Here is a 23,902-nt window from a genome sequence, read left to right on the forward strand (position 1 = left end):
TTAATTTGTGTCGGCAGAGCTTACAACCCGTCGCATGTGGCGCTGTCGAGAAAGTCCTGCGCGCTCGTTGCCATGCTCGTTTCCGGCATGACGGTCCTCAGAACGACATAGCCATCCTGGGCGGGCATGGTGACGAAGATATGGTTCTCCGACGTGCCGGCGCCGCTGTTTTTCAGCGCCGTGATCTGCGCTTCGGTGCCGGCAATGATGTCCATAGTTCCCCGGACCGAGGTGCGGTCGCTCATGCTGAAAATCTCGTTGGAGCGGCTGTCATAGATCGCCGCCGACCAGAAGGGGACCTTGCCTTCCGCCGTCAGGTTCACCGGTCCGTCATCGACGGAAAAGGCGCAGACGGCCTCCTTCAGAAATGGCCCGCTCACCGCCAGCCCGCCATCCTTCGAGGTCTCCGGCAGCGGCCGGAATTCGCCATCCGCGCCGAGATCGAGCACGCGGGCATAGATGTCGGCGCCGGTATAGACCGGTGTCGCGAGAATGACGGTGATATGCAGCACCAGCGCCCCGAGCAGGCCGACGCCGATGGCGTAAAACAGACTACGCATCGCCGCAGCCCTCCCGGGTGATGGTCGGCATCGACTGGTCGATCAGGCCGGAACTCCCGGCCACCGGCGTATCGAACAGCGTGAAGGCGAGGCGGTAATGCCCGATGGGCGGCACGGCGAGCCAATTGCCCGGCTGCGGGTTCTGCGAAACCGAGACCGTGAGCGTCCCGTCATTGTCGTAGAGCACCGATTGCGCATTGAGGGCGGAAGGCAGTCCGGGCCTGGCCGAAAGCGGCTGGTTGGAGGCATCGGCGATGGCAATGGTCCAGAACCGCGCCTGCGGCACTTTGCCGGAAACGCGATAGGTGCAGCCGCCCGTGAGTGCGTTGCCCGCATCATCCTTGTCGGCATAGAAGACCAGACCTTCGGCGCTGCCGAGCAGCAGGCCCGAGGCCTTGGCGCGGTGGTTGCGGGCATAGGGGTCTGCCTCCGAGGTCTGAGCCTTCGGATAGGCCTGCCAGACACCAATCTCCAGCGCGCTGAAGCCGGAGGAGCGGCTGATTGCGCTTTTCGTGATGAGGATGCCGACACCGAACGCGATCGTCAGGGCAACGGCAACGAGAAAGGGAACCCGGAACATGAACTGGCTTGCTTCTTTCTCGCTTTAAGTCTCTGTTTCACCTGAAATCGGAACCGTGTGCCGGTTGCCGGTTCATACATGCTCTATCGTGTTGTTCTTGCGCAATTCTGGACGCGAAGCCGGTTTCCACTTTCGCGGGAATTGCTCTAGTTGCTGCCCACCTGAACCGGCACCGCCGGAACCTCTGCCGAGGCGTCGCTCAAGGGGGCTGCATCCGCCAGCGCCTTGCCGATCGTCTCTATCAGCTTTGTCGAAGCCGGGCTTAGCATGCGTGGACGCTCGATCGAAAGCCGTGTCTCCTCCGTCCCGGGCTTCTTTTCGGCGCTCCTGTTCGACACATTGCTGGCGACAATGGCTGGCGTCGGCGCGTCGATACCGGGGATGGGGCGCAGCGGGATGCCCTCATGCGCATAATCCATCAGCTTCTTGAAGGTGGCGGCCGGCAGCGAGCCGCCGGTGATGCGGTTGGTCGGCGAGAAGTCGTCATTGCCGAGCCACACCGCGCAGGTGAAATTGCCAGTGAAGCCGACGAACCAGGCGTCACGATAGGACTGCGTCGTGCCCGTCTTGCCGGCGGTCGGAATGCCGTTGTCGAGCGCTGCGCGCCGCGCCGTGCCGTTGACCGGGATCGTCACGAGGATGCTGTTCATCGACGTCGTCGCCTGTTCGGAAAGCACACGCTTGGCCGGCGGCTCGTCGCGGTTGAAGTCATAGATGATCTTGCCCTGATCGTCGGTGATCTGCACGATGCCGTGGCGGCGTGTCTGCATGCCGCCGGACATAAAGACGCCATAGGCGGTCGCCTGATCCATGACGGTCACTTCCGACGTGCCGATCGGGATGGTTACATCGTTCTTGATCGGCGTTTCCACGCCCATTGCATGCGCCATCTTGATGATCGGCGGAATGCCGAAATGCTCCTTGGCAAGGCGCACCGGCACGGTGTTGATCGACTGCGCGAGCGCAGTTTTGAGTGACACGCGCCCTTCATAGCGACGCTCGTAATTCTGCGGCGACCAGTTGCCCCAGGAGATCGGCCCGTCGGTGATCATCGAGTCCGGCGTGAAGCCGTTTTCCATGGCGAGCGAATAGGTATAGACCTTGAAGGACGAGCCCGGCTGGCGCAGCGCGCGTGTGGCGCGGTTGAACTGGCTTTCGCCGTAGTCGCGCCCGCCGACCATGGCGCGCACCGCGCCGCCATTCTCGATCAGCACCAGCGCGCCCTGGCCGATATGGGCGCTCTCGCCATATTGCCGCAGCGTCGACTGCATGGATTCGTCCGCCGCCTGCTGCAGCTGCGGATCGAAGGTCGTCTTGACGAAGAGCGTGTGCGAGGATTTCGGCCCGGCCAGACGCTTGGCCTCGTCAAAGGCCCAGTCGAGGAAATAGTCGGGCGACTGCGAGCCGGCGCGATCGACGACGCTGGCCGGATTTCGCCGCGCGGCCACCACCTGGCCCTCCGTCATGAAGCCGGACTGCACGAGATTGGTCAGCACGTCGTTGGCGCGGGCGCGGGCGGCGGGCAGGTTGACGGTCGGCGAATATTTGGTCGGCGCCTTGAAGAGACCGGCCATCATCGCGGCTTCCGCCAGGTTGATGTCGGTGATGTCCTTGCCGAAATAATATTGCGCGGCCGCCTCCGCGCCGAACGTGCCGGCGCCCATATAGGTGCGGTCGAGATAGAGACGGAGAATTTCCTTCTTCGTCAGATGCGATTCGAGCCAGAGCGCGAGAAAGGCTTCCTTGATCTTGCGCTCGATGGACCGCTCGCTCGAGAGGAAGAGGTTCTTGGCCAGCTGCTGCGTCAGCGTCGAGCCGCCCTGCACGACGCCGCCGGCGCGGGCATTGGTGGAAATGGCTCGGAACAGGCCGATGATGTCGATGCCGAAATGGTCGAAGAAGCGCCGGTCTTCGGTCGAAAGCAGCGCCTTGACGAAATAATCCGGCAGGTCGTCGACCGGCACGGACTTCTCATGGATAATGCCGCGATGGCCGATCTGGTTGCCGTAGCGGTCGAGGAAGGTTACGGCATAGTCGCCGCGCTTGCGCCAGTCGTCCAGCGTTTCCTGAAACGCCGGTTGGGCGAGCGCCAGCATCAGCACGAAGCCTGCGGCGCCCAGCGTCATGGCTTCGCCGGCGACCTCGAACAGCGCCTTCCACAGCCCGCGGGCACGGAAGCGCTGGAAGAAGATGGTGATCGACTGCCAGGTGGAGGCCAGCCGGTCGCCCAGCGTCCACAGCGCCGAATCCAGCGCCGCATCGAGCTGCAGAAAGAAAAACCGCTTGCGGACGCGCGGCTTTTCGTTCTTTGAAGGGTCGTTCGGATCGGTCATGGCGGTGGCGCCCGGTTGAAATCGGATAAGTGTCCCGTTTCAGGACACGCCTCGTATAGAGCCAGATTTGGTTGATTTGAACGAAAATCACAAGAAAAGAATGCAGGCGATATGATGACCACGACCCCGTTCTGGAAAGAGAAGACGCTTCTCGAAATGTCGGACACCGAATGGGAGAGCCTGTGCGACGGCTGTGGTCTCTGTTGTCTCAACAAGCTGGAGGACTGGGATACGGGCGAAATCGCCTGGACCTCGATCCGCTGCACGCTGCTCGACGGCGATACATGCCGTTGCAAGGATTACGAAAACCGCCAGAAGACGGTGCCGGACTGCATTCGCCTGACGGTGGAATCGGTCAACGAAATCACCTGGCTGCCGCCCACCTGCGCCTATCGCCTCGTCCGCGATGGCGAGGAGCTGAAATGGTGGCATCCGCTCGTCTCCGGCAATCCGGACACCGTGCATGAGGCCGGCATTTCGGTGCGCGGCCAGACGATCAGCGAAGACGGCATCGACATCGACGATTACGAGGACTACCTCGTCGATTGGCCGATCAACCGGCCCGAGTGAGAGAGGGCCATGCTCGACGGTCTGCTTCCGCAATCGGCTGCCGCCTTTGCGCTGGCCAGCCTGCTGATCGAGCTGACGCCCGGCCCGAACATGACCTGGCTTGTTCTCGTCGCGGCGGAGGAGGGGCGGCGCAAGGCCCTGCCGGCGGTGGCCGGCGTGGCGCTCGGTCTTTCCATCGTCGGCACGATTTCCGCCGTCGGTGTCGCCGAGATCGTCCGCTCTTCGACGCTCGCCTATGAAACGCTTCGCTGGAGCGGCATCGCCTTCCTGTTCTGGCTGGCCTTCGATGCCTGGCGCGGCGTAGGGGGCGAAGAGGCGGGCGAGGGGCGCAACTATTTCCTGCGCGGGCTGCTCTCCAATCTGCTCAATCCCAAGGCCTTCATCTTCTACGTGTCGGTTCTGCCGACCTTCGTCAATCCGGCCGGGCAATTGCTGGAAGAGACGCTGGCGCTGACGGCGATCTATGTAGGCATCGCCACGGGCGTTCATGCCGGCCTCGTCGTCACCGCCGGTGCGCTGCAGCCGGTTCTGGCCCGCCCGCAGATCGAGCGAATCGTTCGCCGCGTGCTGGCGCTGGTTCTGGCGGGGGTTGCCGTCTGGTTTGCGATCTCAACTGCGCGCTAGTGCTGCCGGCTGCAGAGCCCGCAATCCGCCCGCCGACAGGGCAAGCGGCACTCTAAAAATAAGGAAACAAAAACAGCATTTTGCAACCGTATCTTGACGAATGTCAAAAGGAGCGGGCGGCGGAAGCGTTTTTGCAAGTTTCGTGCAAGCATGCTAAGAAAATTATCCAGACGAAGGCGTTGAGGGGCGCCTAACGAGGTCAAAGATGGAAGACGCCCCAGACAGCGCAGTTCGCGCATTTGCAGCCTATGCTGCGACCGTTACGCTCGAAAACAATCTGATCGAAGGCTGTGACGCCTATCTTCAGAACGTGCCGCCCGATGAGACATTGACCGCGGCGGCTGCGATCAATTTCGCAAATCCCTTCTACCTGCCGGGCGTCTCCGCTGACGAGGTGCGTCATCTCGAGGTGGGAAGCTGGGAGCTGGCGCGGTTTATCTTTCGCTCACGGCTGACGGCGCATCACGCAGATCAGCCCAATGTGCTGGTGGCCTGCGCGCCGAAATCGGCCTCCACATTCATCCAGTCCGCGCTCTGTCATGTCTCGGGCCTGCCGAACGTGACGCTGAATTCCTCGGCGGACCGGCCTGCGGCAGCCTCCATTCTCGGCATAGATCTCCGCGAGCAGGAGATGGACGAACTGGCGCTCATCCGCCACGGACTGAACGGTCGCGGCTATGTCGCGCAGCATCACGTGCGCGCCACACCCTATCTTTGCGCCCAGATTGATCGCTTCCGCATCCGTCCGGTCGTCACCTATCGCAACGTCTTCGACAGCCTGATTTCGCTCGACGACATGCTGCTGGCCGCCCGCCGCGAGGCAGGCAATCAGGACCTCTATTTCAGTGACGGCTTGCCGTCCAGTTACGGTTCTCTTCCGCAGGAGGAGCGTCTGTTGCTGCTGGCCGGCCGGATGGCCGCCTGGTATCTGCAGTTCTACCTCTCCTGGCGGAAGGCTGAGCGCGCCGGTCTCGTCGCGCCACTGTGGATTTCCTATGATGCAGACTTCCTCGGCGACAAGGCCGTGTTGGCTGACCGCCTTTCGAACTTCCTGGGTCCCGATCGCTTTCCTCACGCGGCCCTTTACCATGCGCTGGCAGACCGCGAACGAGGCCGCAATTTCCGCCTGAATCAGGGCGTCGCCGGACGTGGGGCTGCTGTTCCCCAATCGGTGCGCGACCTGGTTCTCAGGCTTTACGAACACTATGCCGGGGACGATGATTTCGCCCTGCTTCTGGGCATCTGAACGGGCGTTCGCGAACGGACTTGAAAACCTTGCCTCCTGCAATATATATGAAAATATATATCTGTAAGGAGCAAGGCCGTGACCAAGAACTATCCTGACATCATCAAGGGCATTTCTGCCAATTCCCGCAAGATCCGCAAGGCGATCCCGGACACCATGGCCGGCTTTTCGCAGCTGGCGCAGAATGCCAGCAAGGACGGGGCGCTTTCGGCAAAGACCAAGGAAATGATTGCCGTGGCCATCGCGATCGCCACCCGCTGCGACGGCTGCATCGGCTATCATGTCGAGGCGCTGGTAAAGCTCGGCTGCACGTGGGAGGAGTTCAATGAAGTTCTGGGCATGACCGTCTATCTCGGCGGCGGCCCGTCGCTGATGTATGCGGCGGATGCGGTGGCGGCCTTCGAACAGTTCTCGGCGGCACAGGGCTTGACGACGGCGTGAGGGCAGGTGGCGAATTTCTCATTTGACTCGAACCGGTTAGCCGGAATTGCATGAAATAGGAAAATAAGCCTTGACGGCGTTACGGTCGTTTGGTACAAGTAAGGCACAGTCACAGAGTTGTGGCTGCGCTACAGGGAAACCCCGTTTTCCCGTCCCGGGCCTGGAATCGTTGGCTTTCTGAAGAAAGCTGCAGCGTGGGTCATTCGGGTTTGAACGCGCAAGATGACGGGCGGTCGCAGATCGAATAAGGAATTTATTCCTTGATCGCGCCGCCCGTCGGCGTTTTCAGATTCTGCACTTTGTTTCTGTTCGGCGGCACGGGCGAACCATGTCGGCCACTTTTTCTCGGCTCGGTACGGCTGGAGATCCTCATGACATTCGAAGAGATTGACCCCGGCCTTTACGGCGCCTGGGGCGAGGGCGGCTATTGCGGCACCGCGCCCCCGTCGGCTCGGAAGATGGCCGACCGGCGTAGCTTGCATGCGGCGCAGGATCTTGCCCGCGAGCTTACGCTGGAAGTCAAGTCGGCGGAAGCACTGGCTGCTGGCGCCGACCTGCGCTCGCTTCTCAACGAGGCGACGGAGGAGCTGAAGGAACAACTGCGCCTCTTCCAGCGCCTGCGCCGCGAGGCTGCAAACTTGCTGGACGATCCGGAGGGTGACCAGAAGCTCGCCCGCGCCGACCTCAAGGCGGCGACGGATGCGATTTCGCTGATCGTGCGCACGCTCGACAAGACCGACGAATTGCAGAGGAAGATCGATGATGCGGGCGAGGCGGACCGGGCGCGGCATGTCGACGATGAAACGCTCGATCGGCTTTGCCAAAACCTCAACCGCCATATCGCCGATCGGGCCGGGCAACTCGCCCGCGACCTTGCCGTCCGGGAGTCCGCCATCGGCGAAGAGCGACCGCCTGACGACGCGCCCGGATAAGGCGGCGCGGCGGCTCAAGCGGCTTCTGCGGCTGCTGGCGCAGATGGAGGACAGGATCGAAAGGATCGCCTTGAAACGAACGGTGAGCATTTCGAAGACTGAGGCGCTAGCGGCGGAGATGTCCCAATCAGGCGCTGCCACCGCTCCACGCACAGTGGCCGCAAATCGCCCTCTCTGCCCTGCCGGGCATCTCCCCCTCAAGGGGGGAGAATGGCAAGACGCGCCCGCTCGGCCTTCTCTTGAATTTGCGGATGCCGATGACCTTGCAGAACCAGTTGAAGCTAGCAGCGCAACGATCGCCAGCTCATCGATCGGGCAGGCAAGCCGCCCCGGTTCACTCTCCCCCCTTGAGGGGGAGATGGCCGGCAGGCCAGAGGGGGGCGCCCCAACCGCCACCGCCACCGCCCGCTGGCGCATCGGTCCGCATCTCCTCACCGATGCCGAACTCCTGGCCGCCTCCCGCGACTGGCGCATCCTTGCCCGCCCCGAACAGCAGCCGCCGGCTGCCGACTGGCGCACATGGCTGCTGATGGGCGGGCGCGGCTCGGGCAAGACGCGGGCGGGGGCGGAATGGGTGCATGGGCTGGCGCGGCGCGGCGCGGGTCTCCGCATTGCGCTCGTGGCCGAAACCTTTGCCGACGCCCGCGAGGTCATGATCGACGGGCAGTCGGGTATCATGCGGATTGCCGCGCGCGAACGACCGGTCTTCGAAATCTCGCGCCGGCGCCTCGTCTGGCCCAATGGCTCGACCGCCTATCTCTTCTCGTCGGAAGATCCGGAAAGCCTGCGCGGCCCGCAATTCCATGCCGCCTGGTGCGATGAGCTCGCCAAGTGGAAACATGCCGAGGAAACCTTCGACATGCTGCAATTCGGCTTGCGCCTCGGCGACGATCCGCGCCAGCTGGTCACGACCACCCCGCGCCCGCTGCCGCTCCTGAAAAGGCTGATGGCCGACCCCGGCACGGTGCTGACGCGGATTGCCACGCTCGCCAATGCCGGCAATCTCGCGCCGGGCTTCATCGCCGCACTCGAGGCGCGCTATGGCGGCACGCGGCTTGGCCGGCAGGAACTGGACGGCGAATTGATCGAGGATCGCGAAGATGCCTTCTGGCGGCGCGATGCGATCCCGGTGGCCTCTCTTGCCGAGATCGGCCCGCTCAACCGCATCGTCCTCGGCGTCGATCCGCCCGTCGGCCATGGCGCGACCAGCTGCTGCGGCATCGTGGTCGCTGGCATCGACGGCAAGGGCAGGGCGGTGGTGCTGGCGGATGCCTCGGTGGAGGCTGCAACGCCCGCCGGCTGGGCGCTTGCCGTCGCGCGCGCCTATCGCCGCTTCGAGGCAGACAGGGTTGTTGCCGAAATCAACCAGGGCGGCGACATGGTCGTCTCGACGCTGCGCGGCATCGACGAGAACCTGCCCATCACCACCGTCCGCGCCGCCCGCGGCAAGGTCGCCCGCGCCGAACCGGTGGCCGCGCTTTACGAACAGGGCCGCGTGACGCACGCCGGCCGGTTTTCCGCGCTGGAAGACCAGATGTGCGACTTCGGCCCCGACGGCCTCTCCTCCGGCCGCTCGCCGGACCGGCTGGATGCGCTCGTCTGGGCGCTGACGGTGCTGATGCTGGAAGGGCAGGGCGAGCCGCGGGTCAGGGGGGTGTGATCCTACCCTCTCCCCTTGTGGGAGAGGAAGGGAAATCAGCATCTTAGCTTTAGCTAAGTGCTAGATTTTCCAGGTGAGGGGTCCCGCATTCCGGCACAGTCGCAGTTCACCCCTCACCAAGCCTGCCTGGCCAATCGGCTTCGCCTCTTGGGGCAGGCTATCCTCTCCCACAAGGGGAGAGGAGGAACCCATCTTTCTTTCAGGACCCCCATGACCGACCGCACCGGCTTCTTCACCCATGTCCGCGCCAGCCTCGGACAGGGCACGCTTTCACCCGCCCAGATCGACGGCCTCACCCGCCTGCTCGACGCCTTTGCCGCCCGGCGCGATCTCTTCGACCTGCGTTATCAGGCCTATATCCTGGCGACCGCCTGGCACGAGACCGGCGGACGGATGCAGCCGATGACGGAGAATTTGAACTATTCGTCGCGAGGCTTGCTCGCCACCTTCCCGAACCGCTTTTCCGCCGACGAGGCGAAGGTTTACGCGCGCCAGCCGGAGAAGATCGCCAACCGGGTTTATGCGAACCGCATGGGCAATGGCGACGAGGCCGGCGGCGATGGCTGGCGGTTTCGCGGACGCGGGCTGGTGCAGATCACCGGCCGGCGCAACTATCGCTGCTTCGGCATCGAGGGCGCACCCGACAAGGCGCTCGATCCGATCATTGCCACCCGTATCCTCATCAACGGCATGGTCAGCGGCGCCTTTTCCGGCGCCAGGCTTTCCGACTATTTCCGCCCTGGCCGCGAAGACTGGGTGAAGGCCCGCGCCATTATCAACGGCACCGACAGGGCGGACCTGGTGGCGGGCTATGGGCGGGTGTTCTGGGAGGGGTTGGGGGCGTTGACTAACCACCTTCGCGGCGCGGCAGAATAATACCCCCTCTGGCTGCCGCCATCTGCCCCACAAGGGGGGAGACGGATGTGGCTTGGGCCTCTTTCAGACACCGAACCCGTTCATTCGCAAATAGCCTCGGCCTGGCCACGACGCCTGAGACATGGACGTTACAGGGGTCTTCCCGCCTCTCCTCCACGCCGTCATGCCGGACTTGATCCGGCATCCAGCCAGCCCGCGTCCGCGGGCTGAGAAGACTCGTTTAAAAGATAGAGTCATCTCGCGCGATGGACATCGCGCGGCTGGATCCCGGCTCAAGGCCGGGATGACGGAGGGTGAGGCGCTTTTGAAATCCCTTACGATCGAAAGGACCCCTGAATGCGCATTCCCTTCCTCACCCCTAGCACCACCCCTTCCGAGACCAAATCCACCGGCCTCTCTACCCTCTTCGCGCTCGCCACCTCCGGTCCCGCACACTGGTCGCAGCGCTCCTATCAGAGCCTCGCGCGCGAGGGCTTCATGCGCAATCCGGTGGCCTATCGCGCCGTTCGCATGATTGCCGAAGCGGCGGCCTCCGTGCCGTGGCTCGTGACGGACGCCGGGGCGGAGGCGGAAGACCATGCGCTCAAAGGCCTGCTCGCCCGCCCCAATCCGCGTCAGGGCGGGGCGGAGTTCATGGAGGCGCTGTATGGCCATCTGCTGCTCTCGGGCAATGCCTTCGTCGAGCCGGTGGAGGTGGGCGGCGACTTGCGCGAGCTGCATCTCCTGCGGCCCGACCGCATCCGCGTGATCGAAGGCGCGGATGGCTGGCCGAGCGCCTATGAATATCGCGTTGGGTCGAGCGTGCGGCGCTTTTCCGTCGAGGCCGAGCCGGGGTTGTTGCACCTCAGGCTCTTCCATCCGCTAGACGACCACATGGGCTTCGCGCCGCTGGAGGCCGCCGCCAAGGCGCTCGACCTCTCCAATGCTTCCGCCAGCTGGAACAAGGCGCTGCTCGACAATTCTGCCCGGCCTTCCGGCGCGCTGGTCTATCAGCCGAAGGAGGGCGGCAATCTTTCCGCCAGCCAGTATGAGCGGCTGAAAGCCGAACTGGCGGAGGGCTATTCCGGCCCGGCGCGCGCCGGCCGCCCCATGCTGCTGGAAGGCGGGCTCGACTGGAAATCCATGGGCCTCAGCCCCCGCGAAATGGATTTCGCCGAGGCGAAGAACGGCGCCGCCCGCGACATCGCACTCGCCTTCGGCGTGCCGCCCATGCTGATCGCCATCCCTGGCGACAACACCTATGCCAATTACGCCGAAGCCAATCGCGCCTTCTGGCGCCTCACCGTGCTGCCGCTGATCTTCCGCACGGCGGAGGCGATGACGGGGTGGTTGGCCGGTGTCTATCCGGGCGTGAAGCTGGGGTTCGATCTCGACCAGGTCGCGGGGCTTTCGGCCGAGCGCGGGGAATTGTGGGCGCGGGTGGGCGCTGCGGGGTTCCTGAGCGATGCGGAGAAGCGGGAGGCGGTGGGGTGGGAGGGGTGAGTGATGTTGGATAAACAGCGACTTAAGATGGGCATAAGAATCCGGGTAGCTTCGAAGAATATCTCGTTTGGGTCATTGACCTAGAGAAAAAAACCATTCCCACTGTCGCTGAAATCGCTTCAACTTATTTTGCGGAAGTCGCCTCGAAAGTTGCATGCTTTCGGCTTGCAATTTTGACGACCGTGTTGCACTTTCAGCGCGCAAGATAACGAATAATTCGCGCAAAAATTTGAGGCTATATGGCATTAAGTCCAAAATCATTTGACGGGGCCTTCAAGTACGCCTCGAAGTTTGACAAGGACACTTTTGTCTTCATCGTGATCGTTGTCATGATTACGGTTCTTGTAGCCGCGCGTGTGGAGTTGATCGTCGCCGTTGAAATGGCGGGATTTTTGATTATCTCGTATGTAATTTACCGATATGCGCTCAGCAAATTGCAGGCTAAGGAACGAGAAGAGCTTTTCAAAAGTTTGCCACCAGCAAGGGCCAAAAAACTCATTCTTGACTCCGCAACTCCAGACGAGCAAAAAAAGCTCAAGGCAATGAGCGAGCGTGTCAAGCAGGGACGCAAATGATGGTTTCGGCTTTTGATTATATCGCAGCGAATTCTGGCACAATCGTATTGGTGCTTGCTTTCACTTTGTTCGCCGCGGCGTTTGGCGCAGTGAAGATTAGAGAACAGCAAGTGCGAGCGAGTTTTTTCCAGCACGCGACGGTTGAAATGGAATCGGCAATGATTTCGGCGGAGCGGGTTTTGCAGAACGGGGCGACCCCGCCCGCTGTGCGCGAAGTTTTGCTGACCATGCTGAATGCAGTATCCGATCCTGAACTTGGGCGTAGTTTCTCCGAGTTTTATCTAAAAACAACCGCAAGAAAGTCGAGAAAGCCTGCGCAGCCGAACGAATTATCGAGGGCTATCGATCGTCTCCATCTGTCGCACCCTGAACTTGCCGCAGATATTCACAAGGCGTTGATGGCGTTTACACTTTTTCTTCCTGTCATGTATGCCGATCAAGTAGATATATTAGAAAATGCTGGCGAAGGCGCGATGGCTCCTGAATCCGTATTTGATAGGGTCGCAAAAGTCGGCGCCATGCTGAAGTCGGAGAAAAACGGCAAAAACGGCGGTGATGGCACGGCTTTGGCGTATTGAAGTCAATCGAGTAGGGCGGCAGGTCGCCGCCCGCCATCCCCTTCACATCACCGTCTTCCGAAACTTCCCCATCAGATACGGCCCCGACAGCACCGGCTCGTACTTCCCCGCGTCCCCCGCGCCGACACACGACGGCAGCGTCGAAATCTCCGCGTGCCAGTCCGGCTGGTGGAAGAAGGCGATGGACTGGCGGCGGTTGAGGCCGCCTTGTTCGGGGGGCACGTTGACGACGCGGTGGAGGGTGGAGACCCAGCGGTCGTTGGTCCAGCGCGCCATCAGGTCGCCGATATTGATGACGAAGGCGCCGTCGACCGGCGGGATCTCGCGCCAGGTGCCCTCCGGCGTCATGATTTCCAGCCCGCGTGAGCCGGCATCGGGAAGCAGGATCGTCAGGCTGCCATAATCGGTATGCGCGCCGGCGCGGAGCTGCCCTTCCGGCGGCGCGCGGTCGAGCTCAGGATAGTTCAGCGCCCGCATGGCGCTGATCGGGTTCTTGAGGAACGGGTCGAAGAAATGCGTCTCAAGCTCCAGCGCCTCGGCAAAGGCGCGCATAATGCGCTTCGCCAGATCCGCCATCGCGGTGAAATAGGCCTCCCAGGCGGGGCGGAAACCCTCCGGCCCCTCCGGCCAGATATTGTCGGCAAAGCAGAAGGAGAGAGCGTCCTTGTCCGTCATGCCCGGCGGTGTGGTCAAAGGCCCGGCATTGAAGCTCTCCTTCAGGTCCGGCGGGGAATCGACGCCGCGCGATTTCGCCAGCGCTTCCACGCCGGGGCCGAGATAGCCATACGGATAGCCTGCGTAAGGCGGGGCCGCGCGATGCTTCACCTCCGGCGCAAGATCGAAGAAGGCGCGGGCCTTGGCGCTGAGATTGGCAATGACTTCCGGCGCGATGCCGTGGCCGGAGATCGCGAGAAACCCCGTTTCGCGACAGATGCGGTCGAGTTCGCGCGCAAGGCTCGCGCGGTTCGCGCCGGTGGCTGCCTCGAAGGCGGCGAGATTGAAAACGGCGAAATCGGATTGGGCAGCGGTGGACATGGGTTTCGGCTCCTGAAGGACGAGCCGAATGTTTCGCCTTTTGGATGCGCTGTCCAGAGCGCCAAAGCTGTGATGCACCGGGAGAACTCGCCTTTCAGGGCGCGTTTATCCCGCATCTTCAAGGACTTGTTGCATCCTGCGGAATCGGATTGTGCGCCAGATGGCATGGACGCCGAATTGCCGCCGCAAGAAAACGGCGTAGGCGATTCAAAGGATTCACGAAATTGCGGACGCCTGACTCAACGGCAAGCCTCAACGTCAAGGCTTCGCCGGCGCGGGACGCCAGGCGTTCGCGCGGGGTTGATCGGTCCGCAGTCTATCAGCGAGGATTTAACGATGACTTATATCGCGGGCGACGGCCAGATGATGGCGGCGCGCATTGCGGGCTCCGTGGCGGGCGTGGCCATTTCGCTCATCTACATGCTGCCGCATGGCAGGCGCGAGGCGGCGACAAGGCTTGCCACCGGCCTCGTCGCCGGCCTCGTCTTCGGCCCGGCCGCGGGCCTCATCGGCGCCGAAAAGTTCGGCCTCGCAGCCACGCTCTCCGCGCCCGAAACCGTCCTCTCCGGCTCCGCCGCCGTCAGCCTCACCGCCTGGTGGGCGCTGGGGGCGCTGAGGAGGGTCGCGGAGCGGTGGGGGCGGTGAGGGGCTATTGATGGTGGATTGAATGTCTGCAATCATGGCACGAACGGGCGGTTGTCGGAGGTCTTCGTTGGGGTCTCGGTTGGAGAGAATGCGAGCCAATACTAGAGCCGACTGGCGCATCTCCGATGTGGAGGCGCTTTGCCGAGAGTATGGAGTGACCTTTGCGACACCGCGCGGCGGCGGGTCCCACTGCAAGGTCACGCACGCATCGCAAGCCGAGATTTTGACGATCCCTTTCAAGCGGCCGATCAAACCTGTATATATTCGTAGGTCGGTAGAATTCATCGACGCCGTGAGGACCGAGACATGAAAGCGCTGGAATACGCAGTTCTGCTTTCGCCGCTGTCGGAAGACGAGGGCGGTGGTTTTGTCGCGACGGTTCCCGATCTGCCTGGATGCATGAGCGATGGCGAAACGCCTGAAGAGGCCTTGGCCAATGTTCAGGATGCGATCGATTGCTGGATCGAGGCTGCGATTGATCATGGGCGGGCCGTGCCTTCTCCGACCATTGCTCACGAACGGCGCGCCTCCGGCTGATCAATGCCTCAATGATACCCTATCCCAACCCGGCCTTCGTGCCGGGTTTTTCATTGCCCCATCCACGAGGAAACCCCACCCATGCTGACCGCCGATTGCGAGCACAAATTCCTGTCCCTCGAACTCAAGGGCGTGACCGCCGAAGGGCGCTTCTCCGGCTATGCGAGCCTGTTCGGTGAGCCGGATCTCGGCAAGGATGTGATCGAGCGCGGGGCGTTTTCGCGTTCGCTGTCCGAACGCGGCATTGCCGGCATCCGCATGCTCTTCCAGCACGATCCGGCAAGCCCGCTCGGCCGCTGGGTCACGCTGAAGGAGGATGCGCGCGGGCTCTATGTCGAGGGTCAGTTTGCACCGGGCGTCGCCAAGGCCGACGAGGTGCGTCGGCTGATGAAGGCCCGCGCGCTCGACGGTCTCTCCATCGGCTTCCGCACGGTGCGGGCCAGGCGCGACGCCAAGACGGGCATCCGCCACATCCTCGAAGCCGACCTCTGGGAAATCTCCGTCGTCACGTTTCCGATGCTTCCATCTGCCCGCGTTAGCGAGGTGAAGGAGATGAGCGGCGGGGCGCTGCTGGCCGCAAAGCTCAGGCATGCGGCGGGGGTGATGCGGGGTTGAAATTCGAAATATAGCACTATAAACTATAGTTTATGGAGCGATAGGGGTTCGGCTTGCGCATCTTTCTCACCCGCTGGACGGCACGTTTCGTTCGCCGTGAACGCGTGAGTGGTGCAAGCCTTGCCGAGGCTGTTGAGCGTGCCGAACGCGGTCTTGTCGATGCCGATCTCGGTGGCGGTTTGATCAAGATGCGGGTGGCGCGGAGTGGGCAAGGGCGTTCGGGCGGTTTTCGCACGATGCTGGCCTTCAAAAGCGGGGATCGCGCTGTCTTTCTCTACGCCTTTGCCAAGAACGAGCGCGAGAATGTCGGGCCGGATGAATTGCAGACTTTGCGGGAACTGGCGCGGGCGTGGCTGCGCGCCGGTGATGCTGACCTGGAGGCTGCGGCGCGCACCGGCCAACTTGAGGAAATGGACGATGGAAAACGGACATAAGAACAGCGGGCTGGCGCAAGCCCTTCTCGAAACCGCGGACGATATGGCGGAACTGGGACTGCTGACCCCTGACGAGCATCGCAAGATCACGTTGCGGCATGCGGTTCAGGATGCACCCTCCGATCTGATCGCGCTTTCGGGCGAGGATATCCGGGCGCTACGCGAGAAGGCCAATATGAGCCAGGCCGTCTTTGCCCGTCATCTGAACCTGACGACCGGCTATGTCTCGCAACTGGAGCGCGGAGCGAAAAAGCCCAAAGGGCCGGCGCTGGTTCTTCTGAACCTCATTCGCCGGCGCGGGATCGACGCCATCACCTGACCAATCCACCATCCCCGGCCCGCCATCCACGCGCCGGTTTCGCCTGAGGGGTCGCTTCGCGGCCCCTTTTTTGTTGCCTCAAAAAGGAAATGCACATGACCCAAGAAACCATGACCACCGCGCCGGAAATCAAGGCGGCGCCGGATGATGTGAATGCGGCTTTCGATACCTTCATGGAAGGCTTCGAGGCCTTCAAGGAGACGAATGACCGGCGGCTGGCCGAAATGGAAAAGAAGCAGGTCGCGGATGCGCTCACCATCGAAAAGCTCGGCCGCATCGACAAGGCGATGGACGAGCAGAAGAAGCTTCTCGATCGCCTGGCGCTGAAGGGGGCGCGTCCGCCGCTTGGCCGGCCGGGCGCCTCGGCGGCCGACGCGCTGGAGCACAAGACGGCTTTTGAGGCCTATATCCGCCGCGGCGACGAGACGAACCTGCGCCAGATCGAGGCCAAGGCGATGTCGATTGGCTCAGGCGCGGATGGCGGCTACACGGTGACGCCGGAACTCGATGCCGAAATCGGCCGCCGTCTCTCGGTCGTCTCGCCGATCCGCGCGCTGGCGACCGTGCGGCAGGTCTCGACCGCCGTGCTGAAGAAGCCCTTCGCGACCTCCGGCATGGCGACCGGCTGGGCCGGCGAAACGGCGGCGCGCCCGCAGACGTCGAGCGCCCAGCTCGCCGAACTCGCGTTTCCGGTGATGGAGCTTTACGCCATGCCGGCGGCCACGCAGGCGCTGCTGGATGACAGCGCGGTCGATATCGAAGCCTGGATGTCCTCCGAGATCGAAATTGCCTTTGCCGAGCAGGAGGGGGCGGCCTTCGTCAACGGCGATGGCGTCACGCAGCCGTCGGGCTTTCTCACCGCGCCGAAGGCGGCGGACGCCAGCTGGAGCTGGGGCAAGCTCGGCTATGTGACGACCGGCGTCTCGGGCGGTTTCGCCGCCTCCGGCGCATCGGATGTGCTGATCGATACGATTTACGCGCTGAAGGCCGGCTATCGCCAGAATGCCTCGATCGTGATGAACCGCAAGACGCAGAACCAGATCCGCCGCTTCAAGGACGCCAACGGCAACTATCTCTGGCTGCCGCCGACCGGCCCCGGCCAGCCGGCCAGCCTCATGGGCTATCCGGTGGTGGAGGCGGAAGACATGCCGAATATCGGCGCGGACAGTTTCTCCATCGCCATCGGCGACTTCCGTGCCGGCTATCTCGTCGTCGATCGCCTCGGCGTCCGCGTGCTGCGCGATCCCTATTCCGCCAAGCCCTACGTGCTGTTCTACACGACCAAGCGCGTCGGCGGGGGGGTGCAGAACTTCGAGGCGATCAAGCTGGTCAAGTTCGGCACGGCGTGATGTAGCGCCTAACCGCCCCGCCCCCCCTCTCTTGCAAAATCTACGACTTAGGCTTCGCCTAAGACCGTGATTTTGCTTTCTCCCCCACCAAGGGGGAGATGGGGATGATGCCGTTCCCTCTCGCTCCAATCTCCACCCTGGTGGGGGAGAAAGCGATTTCGATGGCTTAGCCGCAGGCTAAACATCAGAAATCGCAAGAGAGGGGGCGGCCACGCATTGAACCCCGAAGTTCAAGAAATATTCGAGGCCCCATGACCCACGCCATCATCACGCCACCCGCTGCCGAGCCGCTGACGCTTGCGGAGGTGAAAACGCATTTGCGCCTCGACGGCAGCGCGGAAGATGCGCTTCTCGCCAGCCTCGCCGTCGCCGCCCGGCAATATCTGGAAGCGACCACCGGTCTTGCCCTGATCACCCAGCGACTTCGCTTCTACCGCGACGACTGGCCGGCGGATGGCTTGATTCAACTTGCCATCGCGCCGCTGCAAAGCCTTGAAAGCGTGACGGTTTACGACGCGGCCGGCAATCCGTTGGCTGTGGCGTTGACTGGTCATGTGCTGGATTCCGCCGCAAGCCCCGCGCGTCTCTTCCTGCCCGCGCAGCCGCCGACGAGCCGGCCGCTCAACGGCATCGAAATCGACGTTACGGCCGGCTTCGGCAATACCGGCGCCGACGTGCCGGATACGCTGAAGCGGGCCATGCTGATGCATGTGGCGCTGATGTACGAGCTACGCGGCGCGATCCCCTCCGAAATGCAGCCCGCCGCCATTCCCGCCGGCTATGACCGGCTGGTTTCGCCCTATCGGCCGGTGAGGCTCTGAGCCATGAACATGACCTTTCTCGACCCCGGCCAGTTCACCGCCCGTCTCGACCTCGAAGCGGCCACGCCAACGCCCGACGGGCAGGGCGGCGCGGCGCTCGCCTGGACGGTCGCCGCTTCCCTCTGGGCCCGCATCGAGCCGACGAGCTTCACCTTCACCGAGACGGCAGGGCAGATGCGCGGGCAATTGACGCACCGCATCTGGATCCGCGCCCGCCAAGATGTGGCTGAGGGGATGCGTTTCCGAAAAGGGGCGCGCGTCTTCACCATCCGCGCTGTCCGTGACCCGGACGAGACCGGCCGCTATCTGGTCTGTCTCTGCGAGGAGGGCGCGCTATGACCGATCTGCAATCCGCCCTTTCTGTCGCCATCGTCGCCGCACTCAACGCCAATGCAGCGCTGACCGCCATCATCGGCGCGAACGCCATCCACGACCGCCTGCTCACCAGGGCGGCCATGCCCTACATCGTCCTGCGCGACATCACGTCTACCGAGTGGGGCGCTGACAATGACGGCGGGCTGGAACATCAGATATCGCTCGACGCCTGGTCATCGCTCGCTGGTCATCGGGAGGCGCAGGCGATCGCCGGCCTGATCCGGGGGAGCCTCGACAATGCGCCATTGACGCTCTCCGGCGGTGTGACGCTGGTCAGTCTTCTGCATGTGAAGACCCGGACGCGGCGGGAAGCGAAGACGGATGCGCATGTGGCGGAGATGGTCTTTCGGGCGGTGACGGTTGGAACAGGCTAGGCGGTAGCCGACAGGTCTGCCCGCGCCCTCAAAAGCATCAGCCCCGCCATGCTTAGGCAGGTGAGGAAGGTGAGCGTCAGCGCGAGCGCGATCACACCGGACAGGCCGAAATTCTCCATCATGGCCGCGAAGATGACGGGCGAGAGGGCCGAGGCGATGTTTTGCGGTAGCGCCACATTGCTCGACATCGTCGCAAAGTCCTCCCGCGTGAAGAAGGAGAGCGGCAGTAGCGCGCGGGCGACCGCCGCGACACCCGATCCCGCGCCGTAGAGCAGCACGAAGATCAGCGGCACGGCGAAGGGCGAGGCCGGGAAGGCGGCGAGCAGCAGGAAGGAGCAGAACATGGCGGCGCTGGCGGCAAGGCCTGAGGCGACGGGCGAGGTGCGGTCTCCGGCGACCAGGTCGGCGAGACGCGCCGAAATGCCGATGACGCCGCGCAACGACGCGAGCGTCAGTGCAAGGCCGGGGGTGGCGCCGGCAAGCTTCAGCAATTCGATCAGCGAGGCCGAAACGCCGAACGAGGTCAGGCTGTTGAGGCTGGAGGCCGAGGCAATCAGGAGAAACGCTCGCAGCCGGTCGCGTGCATTGAGATTCGGCAGCGGCTTTGAAGCAGCTTCAGCGGAGGCCGTCAGAGCAGCCGCGTCGCCGCGTGCGGGCAGGCCGAACATGTGAAGCGGCACGAGCAGGACAATGTGGGCCACAGCGGCCATCTGCAAGGTGGCGCGCCAACCGATGGCGCTTTCGGCAAAGCTCAAGATCGGCCAGAACAGCGCCGAGGAGAGACCGGTGAAAATCATCAGCGTACCGATCGTCCGCTTGGCGGCCGCGCCCTCGCGTTCGACGACCGCGGTATTGGCCGAGACCGACAGCGCGCAGGTGCCGCCAAGTCCGATGATCAGCCAGGCGGCGAAATAGCTGACCGGCCCTTGCGACAGCGACAAAACCGTCAGCCCAGATGCCATCAGAACCGACCCCAGCGCCATGACGCGCGCCGCGCCAAGCGTCACGAGAAACCGCCCGGCGCGCGGGCTTGCCAGCGCCATGACGATCATCATCGCTGTCAGCCCGCCGAAGATGGTCTCGAAGGGAAGGCCAAGATCCCGCTCCATCGCCCGCCCGAGCACGGAGGGCATGTCGAATGTCGTTCCCCAGCCGATGAGCTGCGAGATGGAGAGCGCCGCGATGAGGTGCACTTTCGAGAACGGTGCAGGGCGATGCGGGGCGGAGACGGGGGAAACGGACAAGAGACGGCCTGCGGAATGGATACGAGACGGGATCGAGATGACGAGAGCACACTGGCCGCTCAACGTGAACATAATATGAACATATAGCACGGGAAATCGCGAAAGGAAACTGCCATGACCGCGCAAAAGGGCCGCGATCTGCTTCTGAAAGTCTTCAACACGACGGGCTCCGCCTATGTCACCGTGGCGGGTCTGCGTTCCCGCAAGCTTGCCTTCAATGCGAGCCAGGTCGACGTGACGGATGCGGAAAGCGCCGGGCGCTGGCGCGAGCTTCTGGCGGGCGCGGGCGTCAACCGCGCCTCGCTGTCCGGCTCCGGCCTCTTCAAGGATCAGGCCTCGGACGAGCTGGTGCGCAGCGCCTTCTTCTCCGGCGCGATCCTCAACTGGCAGGTTGTCATTCCGGATTTCGGCACGGTGACGGGGCCGTTCCAGATCGCGGCGCTGGAATATTCCGGCCAGTATAATGGCGAGGTTCTGTTCGACCTCTCGCTGGAATCGGCCGGCCAGCTGACCTTCGGAGCACTGTGATGGAGCGCTTCGGCAAGGGCCGCGCCAACCGCCGGCGCGGCGAGATCGAGGCGATGATCGGCGGCGAGCGGCGCGTGCTCTGTCTGACGCTGGGCGGTCTTGCCGAGCTGGAAACGGCTTTCGGCGCGGAGAGCCTGAACGATCTCGCCGCCCGCTTCTCGACCGGCCGGCTGAAGGCCGCCGACATGATCCGCATCATCGGCGCAGGGCTTCGCGGCGGTGGCAATCTGCTGTCGGATGAGGATGTCGGCGAGATGGAGATCGAGGGCGGATTGGCGGGTGCCGCGCGGATCGTGGCGGAACTCCTGCTCTCGGCCTTCGGGCCGCAAGGTGGAGACCTGGGGCCACCTTCCTCGCTGGCGGCATCGCAAGCGGTTGGGCAGGCTCTGAGCGAGAGCAACACGCCACACCCTTGAGCGCCGCAGCGGAACAGGTGGCGCAGCCCCGCGCGTTTCCCTGGCGCGAGGCGATCCATGCCGGCCTCTTCCTGCTGCGGCTTTCCCCCCGCGATTTCTGGGCGCTGACGCCCATCGAGTTCCACGCCGTCACCGGCGGGCTCGGCCCGCGCTTTGATCTGCCGCTGAAAGACCTGATGGCGCGCTATCCGGACCTGAAGGAGCATGACACATGACCGATCCGACCCTCCCCAATGCTCAAGGCAGCCTCGACACGACCGCCCTCGATCAGGCGATGACGCAGCTCGAGGCGCGCTCGAAATCCTTTGGCGCGGCGCTTTCTTCGGCGCTGAAGTCGGCGAGCGTCGATGGCAAGAGCCTCGAAGATGTGCTCAAAAGCCTCGGCAACCGCATCACCGATATCGCGCTCTCCGCCGGCATGAGGCCGCTGGAAAATCTCGTCAACAGTGCGGCCGGCAGCCTGACCTCCAGTCTCACGGGCAGCCTCTCCGGCGGTCTCTCCAGCCTGCTCGGCTTCGCCAAGGGCGGCGTTCCCGGTGCCATCCAGCCCTTCGCCGCCGGCGGCATCGTTTCCGCACCCACCTACTTCCCGATGGGCGACGGGTTCGGCCTGATGGGCGAGGCGGGCTCCGAAGCCATCCTCCCCCTCAAACGCGGCCCCGACGGTCGCCTCGGCGTCGCCGCCGGTGCCGGCGGAGCGGCGAGCCAGACCATCGTCTTCAACGTCTCCACCCCCGACGCCGGCAGCTTCCGCAAATCCGAAGCACAGGTGTCGGCCATGCTGACGCGCGCGACGGCGCGGGGGAGGCGCGGGGTGTGAGGGTGGCTCCTCTCCCCTCTATTGTGGGCGCCAATTCTCCTCCGTCATCCCGGCCTTGAGCCGGGATCCAGCCAGCCCGCGTCTGCGGGCTGAGAGGAATCTTCTCTAACTTCCCCGTCGAAAGATGAGTCCTTGCGCGATGGACATCGCGCGCTGGATACCGGGTCAAGCCCGGTATGACGGAGCCTTGTATGGCCCCCGTGTCGTTCCTCTCGGTTCCGCATCGTAACCCCCTCACCAAGCTCGCCAAGCCAATCGCCTCCGGCTCTTGGGGCGAGCTATCCTCTCCCACAGGGGGAGAGGAGAAAAGGACACATCATGACCTCCTTCCATGAGGTCCGTTTCCCCTTGCGGCTGGCGCTTGGCGTCAGTGGCGGGCCGGAGCGGATGACGGATATCGTCAATCTTTCCAATGGGCGCGAGGCGCGCAATGCGCGGTGGCGTTCGTCCAGGCGGAGTTACGATGCGGGCTCGGGCATTCGCTCGGTGGCCGATCTTTATGCGGTGCTGGCCTTCTTCGAGGCGCGGTCGGGCGAGCTTTACGGGTTTCGCTTTCGCGATCCGGTGGATCATCAGTCCTGTCCACCGGGGCAGACGGTGACACCGACGGATCAGGTGATCGGGGCGGGCGACGGAGTGACGGCGGGCTTTCAGCTCGTGAAAGCCTATGCCGACGCCGGGGCGTCGGTTACGCGCGTGATTGCCAAGCCGGTGGCGGGCTCGGTGCGTGTGGCGGTCAATGGTGTGGAGCAGGCGGCGGGGCGGTTTGCGGTCGATGCGACGACCGGGCGCGTGACCTTCGCCAGCGGCTTCATTCCACCCGCCGGGGCCATCGTGCAGGCGGGCTTCGAGTTCGACGTGCCGGTGCGCTTCGCGGTGAGCCGCATCGATATCGATCTCTCCGCCTTCAATGCGGGGCGCATTCCCGCCATTCCGCTGATCGAGGTTTTGCCATGAGAGTGCTGCAGCCCGCGCTGAGGGCGCATATCGACACCGGCGCGACAACGCTCTGCCGCTGCTGGCGCGTCACGCGGCGCGACGGAACCGTGCTGGGTTTTACCGAACATGATGCCGATCTGACGGTGGACCACACACGCTTTCTCGCCGCCAGCGGCTTTTCGGCCAGCGAAGCGGAAACGGCGCTGGGGTTGGCTGCGCCGAATGGCGAGGTGGCCGGAGCGTTTTCGTCGGAGGCGATTGCGGACAGCGATCTCGAGCGTGGGCGTTACGACGGCGCGCGGGTCGAGGTTCTGCTGGTCAATTGGGCCGATCCGGCGCAATTCCTGCTCGAACATGTGCGCGAGATCGGAGAGGTGACGCGGACCGACAACAGTTTCCGGGCGGAGCTGCGCGGACTGGCGGCCCGGCTCGACCAGCCGACGGGACGCGTCTATGGCCGGCGCTGCGATGCACGGCTGGGCGATGGGCGCTGCGGCGTCAGTCTGGCGGCGTTCAAGGCGATGGGGGAGATTGTTGCGGCCGATACCTTGCAGGTGAGCGTGTCAGGCATTTCGGGCTTCGCGAGCGGCTGGTTCGCCTTCGGCGTCCTGACCTTCACAAGCGGGACGCTTGCCGGCCGTGCAGTGGATATCGGCGGGCATCAGGCCGGCGATCCGGCGCGCCTCAGCTTCTGGCTGCCGCTGCCCGAAAGCGCGATGCCGGGCGACACATTCGAGATCGTCGCCGGCTGTGACAAGGCCTTTTCGACCTGCAGGGCCAAGTTCGGCAATGCACTCAATTTTCAGGGCTTCCCGCACATGCCGGGCTCGGATTTCGCCTACAGCTATGTGAGCGGCGCGACGACACATGACGGGTCGGTGCTGGTGGCGTGAGGTGACGTCCTCTGCGCTCGAGGATGTCCTCGTCCCCTGCGGGAGAGGAAGCGACGTCAACATCTTGGCTTCAGCCAAATGTTGGCAATCGCAGGTTATGG

Annotated in this window: 30 protein-coding genes; 25 read left to right on the forward strand and 5 right to left on the reverse strand. The window is 63.7% G+C overall.

Going from position 1 to position 23,902, the window contains the following annotated elements:
* Positions 1–20: 20 nt before the first annotated feature.
* From LQK83_RS06455 to LQK83_RS06465, 3 genes are all read right to left on the reverse strand, one after another.
* The gene (locus LQK83_RS06455; protein ID WP_230836546.1) at positions 21–560 is read right to left on the reverse strand and encodes a DUF1254 domain-containing protein; all 540 of its coding nucleotides are present in this window, start codon (positions 558–560) and stop codon (positions 21–23) included.
* Positions 553–1,140 carry a DUF1214 domain-containing protein gene (locus tag LQK83_RS06460; protein ID WP_230836547.1) on the reverse strand — a complete coding sequence of 196 codons (588 nt, stop codon included), beginning with the start codon at positions 1,138–1,140 and terminating at the stop codon, positions 553–555. The genes LQK83_RS06455 and LQK83_RS06460 overlap by 8 nt, the downstream gene beginning before the upstream one ends.
* A 146-nt stretch (positions 1,141–1,286) precedes the next feature.
* The gene (locus LQK83_RS06465) at positions 1,287–3,473 is read right to left on the reverse strand and encodes a transglycosylase domain-containing protein (RefSeq protein ID WP_230836548.1); all 2,187 of its coding nucleotides are present in this window, start codon (positions 3,471–3,473) and stop codon (positions 1,287–1,289) included.
* Between the two features lie 114 nt (positions 3,474–3,587).
* Here LQK83_RS06465 and LQK83_RS06470 point away from each other — a divergent pair, with 114 nt between their 5' ends.
* From LQK83_RS06470 to LQK83_RS06515, 10 genes are all read left to right on the forward strand, one after another.
* A complete protein-coding gene (locus tag LQK83_RS06470) occupies positions 3,588–4,043 on the forward strand; it encodes a YcgN family cysteine cluster protein (RefSeq protein ID WP_230836924.1) in 456 nt (151 codons plus the stop codon).
* 9 nt (positions 4,044–4,052) lie between these two features.
* Positions 4,053–4,667 carry a LysE family translocator gene (locus LQK83_RS06475; RefSeq protein WP_230836549.1) on the forward strand — a complete coding sequence of 205 codons (615 nt, stop codon included), beginning with the start codon at positions 4,053–4,055 and terminating at the stop codon, positions 4,665–4,667.
* A 205-nt stretch (positions 4,668–4,872) separates the two neighbouring features.
* Positions 4,873–5,913, forward strand: coding sequence for a hypothetical protein (locus LQK83_RS06480; protein WP_230836550.1), 1,041 nt, complete (start codon positions 4,873–4,875; stop codon positions 5,911–5,913).
* Between the two features lie 78 nt (positions 5,914–5,991).
* A complete protein-coding gene (locus LQK83_RS06485) occupies positions 5,992–6,354 on the forward strand; it encodes a carboxymuconolactone decarboxylase family protein (protein ID WP_230836551.1) in 363 nt (120 codons plus the stop codon).
* A gap of 371 nt (positions 6,355–6,725) precedes the next feature.
* Positions 6,726–7,286 (forward strand): hypothetical protein, encoded by a 561-nt coding sequence (locus LQK83_RS06490; protein WP_230836552.1) that lies wholly within the window; start codon positions 6,726–6,728, stop codon positions 7,284–7,286.
* A 358-nt stretch (positions 7,287–7,644) separates the two neighbouring features.
* On the forward strand, positions 7,645–8,946 hold the full coding sequence (locus tag LQK83_RS06495) for a DNA-packaging protein (protein WP_230836553.1): 1,302 nt from the start codon (positions 7,645–7,647) through the stop codon (positions 8,944–8,946).
* Between the two features lie 210 nt (positions 8,947–9,156).
* The gene (locus LQK83_RS06500; RefSeq protein ID WP_230836554.1) at positions 9,157–9,822 is read left to right on the forward strand and encodes a hypothetical protein; all 666 of its coding nucleotides are present in this window, start codon (positions 9,157–9,159) and stop codon (positions 9,820–9,822) included.
* Positions 9,823–10,158: 336 nt separating this feature from the next.
* The gene (locus tag LQK83_RS06505; protein ID WP_230836555.1) at positions 10,159–11,304 is read left to right on the forward strand and encodes a phage portal protein; all 1,146 of its coding nucleotides are present in this window, start codon (positions 10,159–10,161) and stop codon (positions 11,302–11,304) included.
* Between the two features lie 239 nt (positions 11,305–11,543).
* The gene (locus tag LQK83_RS06510; RefSeq protein WP_230836556.1) at positions 11,544–11,879 is read left to right on the forward strand and encodes a hypothetical protein; all 336 of its coding nucleotides are present in this window, start codon (positions 11,544–11,546) and stop codon (positions 11,877–11,879) included.
* Positions 11,876–12,457, forward strand: coding sequence for a hypothetical protein (locus LQK83_RS06515; protein ID WP_230836557.1), 582 nt, complete (start codon positions 11,876–11,878; stop codon positions 12,455–12,457). Before LQK83_RS06510 ends, LQK83_RS06515 begins: the two co-directional genes overlap by 4 nt.
* 42 nt (positions 12,458–12,499) lie before the next feature.
* Here the strand turns inward: LQK83_RS06515 and LQK83_RS06520 are convergent, their stop codons facing one another.
* Positions 12,500–13,492 carry an isopenicillin N synthase family dioxygenase gene (locus LQK83_RS06520; RefSeq protein WP_230836558.1) on the reverse strand — a complete coding sequence of 331 codons (993 nt, stop codon included), beginning with the start codon at positions 13,490–13,492 and terminating at the stop codon, positions 12,500–12,502.
* Positions 13,493–13,828: 336 nt separating this feature from the next.
* Between LQK83_RS06520 and LQK83_RS06525 the strand changes: the two genes are divergently transcribed.
* The 9 genes from LQK83_RS06525 (at position 13,829) to LQK83_RS06565 (ending at position 18,961) form a co-directional block, all read left to right on the forward strand.
* Positions 13,829–14,137 (forward strand): DUF6107 family protein, encoded by a 309-nt coding sequence (locus LQK83_RS06525; RefSeq protein ID WP_230836559.1) that lies wholly within the window; start codon positions 13,829–13,831, stop codon positions 14,135–14,137.
* A gap of 306 nt (positions 14,138–14,443) precedes the next feature.
* Complete coding sequence (locus LQK83_RS06530) at positions 14,444–14,674, forward strand: type II toxin-antitoxin system HicB family antitoxin (protein WP_230836560.1); 231 nt, start codon at positions 14,444–14,446, stop codon at positions 14,672–14,674.
* 81 nt (positions 14,675–14,755) lie between these two features.
* Positions 14,756–15,289, forward strand: a complete 534-nt coding sequence (locus LQK83_RS06535; protein ID WP_230836561.1) for an HK97 family phage prohead protease — start codon at positions 14,756–14,758, stop codon at positions 15,287–15,289.
* Between the two features lie 53 nt (positions 15,290–15,342).
* Positions 15,343–15,723 (forward strand): type II toxin-antitoxin system RelE/ParE family toxin, encoded by a 381-nt coding sequence (locus tag LQK83_RS06540; protein WP_230836562.1) that lies wholly within the window; start codon positions 15,343–15,345, stop codon positions 15,721–15,723.
* Entirely contained in the window at positions 15,707–16,042 is a 336-nt protein-coding gene (locus tag LQK83_RS06545; RefSeq protein WP_230836563.1) for a helix-turn-helix domain-containing protein, read from the forward strand. Before LQK83_RS06540 ends, LQK83_RS06545 begins: the two co-directional genes overlap by 17 nt.
* 89 nt (positions 16,043–16,131) lie before the next feature.
* On the forward strand, positions 16,132–17,391 hold the full coding sequence (locus tag LQK83_RS06550) for a phage major capsid protein (RefSeq protein ID WP_442966715.1): 1,260 nt from the start codon (positions 16,132–16,134) through the stop codon (positions 17,389–17,391).
* Between the two features lie 251 nt (positions 17,392–17,642).
* Entirely contained in the window at positions 17,643–18,212 is a 570-nt protein-coding gene (locus LQK83_RS06555; protein ID WP_230836565.1) for a head-tail connector protein, read from the forward strand.
* Between the two features lie 3 nt (positions 18,213–18,215).
* On the forward strand, positions 18,216–18,551 hold the full coding sequence (locus LQK83_RS06560; RefSeq protein WP_230836566.1) for a phage head closure protein: 336 nt from the start codon (positions 18,216–18,218) through the stop codon (positions 18,549–18,551).
* Positions 18,548–18,961 carry a DUF3168 domain-containing protein gene (locus LQK83_RS06565; RefSeq protein WP_230836567.1) on the forward strand — a complete coding sequence of 138 codons (414 nt, stop codon included), beginning with the start codon at positions 18,548–18,550 and terminating at the stop codon, positions 18,959–18,961. The genes LQK83_RS06560 and LQK83_RS06565 overlap by 4 nt, the downstream gene beginning before the upstream one ends.
* On the opposite strand, the gene LQK83_RS06570 is transcribed toward LQK83_RS06565, so the two are convergent.
* Complete coding sequence (locus LQK83_RS06570; protein ID WP_230836568.1) at positions 18,958–20,205, reverse strand: MFS transporter; 1,248 nt, start codon at positions 20,203–20,205, stop codon at positions 18,958–18,960. The genes LQK83_RS06565 and LQK83_RS06570 overlap by 4 nt on opposite strands.
* A gap of 114 nt (positions 20,206–20,319) precedes the next feature.
* On the opposite strand from LQK83_RS06570, the gene LQK83_RS06575 reads away from it, so the two are divergent.
* The 6 genes from LQK83_RS06575 to LQK83_RS06600 all read left to right on the forward strand — a co-directional run bounded on the left by LQK83_RS06575 (position 20,320) and on the right by LQK83_RS06600 (position 23,801).
* Entirely contained in the window at positions 20,320–20,733 is a 414-nt protein-coding gene (locus tag LQK83_RS06575) for a phage major tail protein, TP901-1 family (protein WP_230836569.1), read from the forward strand.
* Complete coding sequence (locus LQK83_RS06580; protein WP_230836570.1) at positions 20,733–21,149, forward strand: gene transfer agent family protein; 417 nt, start codon at positions 20,733–20,735, stop codon at positions 21,147–21,149. Before LQK83_RS06575 ends, LQK83_RS06580 begins: the two co-directional genes overlap by 1 nt.
* Positions 21,146–21,364, forward strand: coding sequence for a rcc01693 family protein (locus tag LQK83_RS06585; protein ID WP_230836571.1), 219 nt, complete (start codon positions 21,146–21,148; stop codon positions 21,362–21,364). Before LQK83_RS06580 ends, LQK83_RS06585 begins: the two co-directional genes overlap by 4 nt.
* A complete protein-coding gene (locus LQK83_RS06590) occupies positions 21,361–21,969 on the forward strand; it encodes a phage tail tape measure protein (RefSeq protein WP_442966716.1) in 609 nt (202 codons plus the stop codon). The genes LQK83_RS06585 and LQK83_RS06590 overlap by 4 nt, the downstream gene beginning before the upstream one ends.
* Positions 21,970–22,287: 318 nt before the next feature.
* A complete protein-coding gene (locus LQK83_RS06595) occupies positions 22,288–22,926 on the forward strand; it encodes a DUF2460 domain-containing protein (RefSeq protein WP_230836572.1) in 639 nt (212 codons plus the stop codon).
* The gene (locus LQK83_RS06600; RefSeq protein WP_230836573.1) at positions 22,923–23,801 is read left to right on the forward strand and encodes a DUF2163 domain-containing protein; all 879 of its coding nucleotides are present in this window, start codon (positions 22,923–22,925) and stop codon (positions 23,799–23,801) included. Before LQK83_RS06595 ends, LQK83_RS06600 begins: the two co-directional genes overlap by 4 nt.
* Positions 23,802–23,902: the final 101 nt, after the last annotated feature.

The organism is Rhizobium sp. C1, from assembly GCF_021026335.1.
Lineage (GTDB): Bacteria > Pseudomonadota > Alphaproteobacteria > Rhizobiales > Rhizobiaceae > Ensifer_A.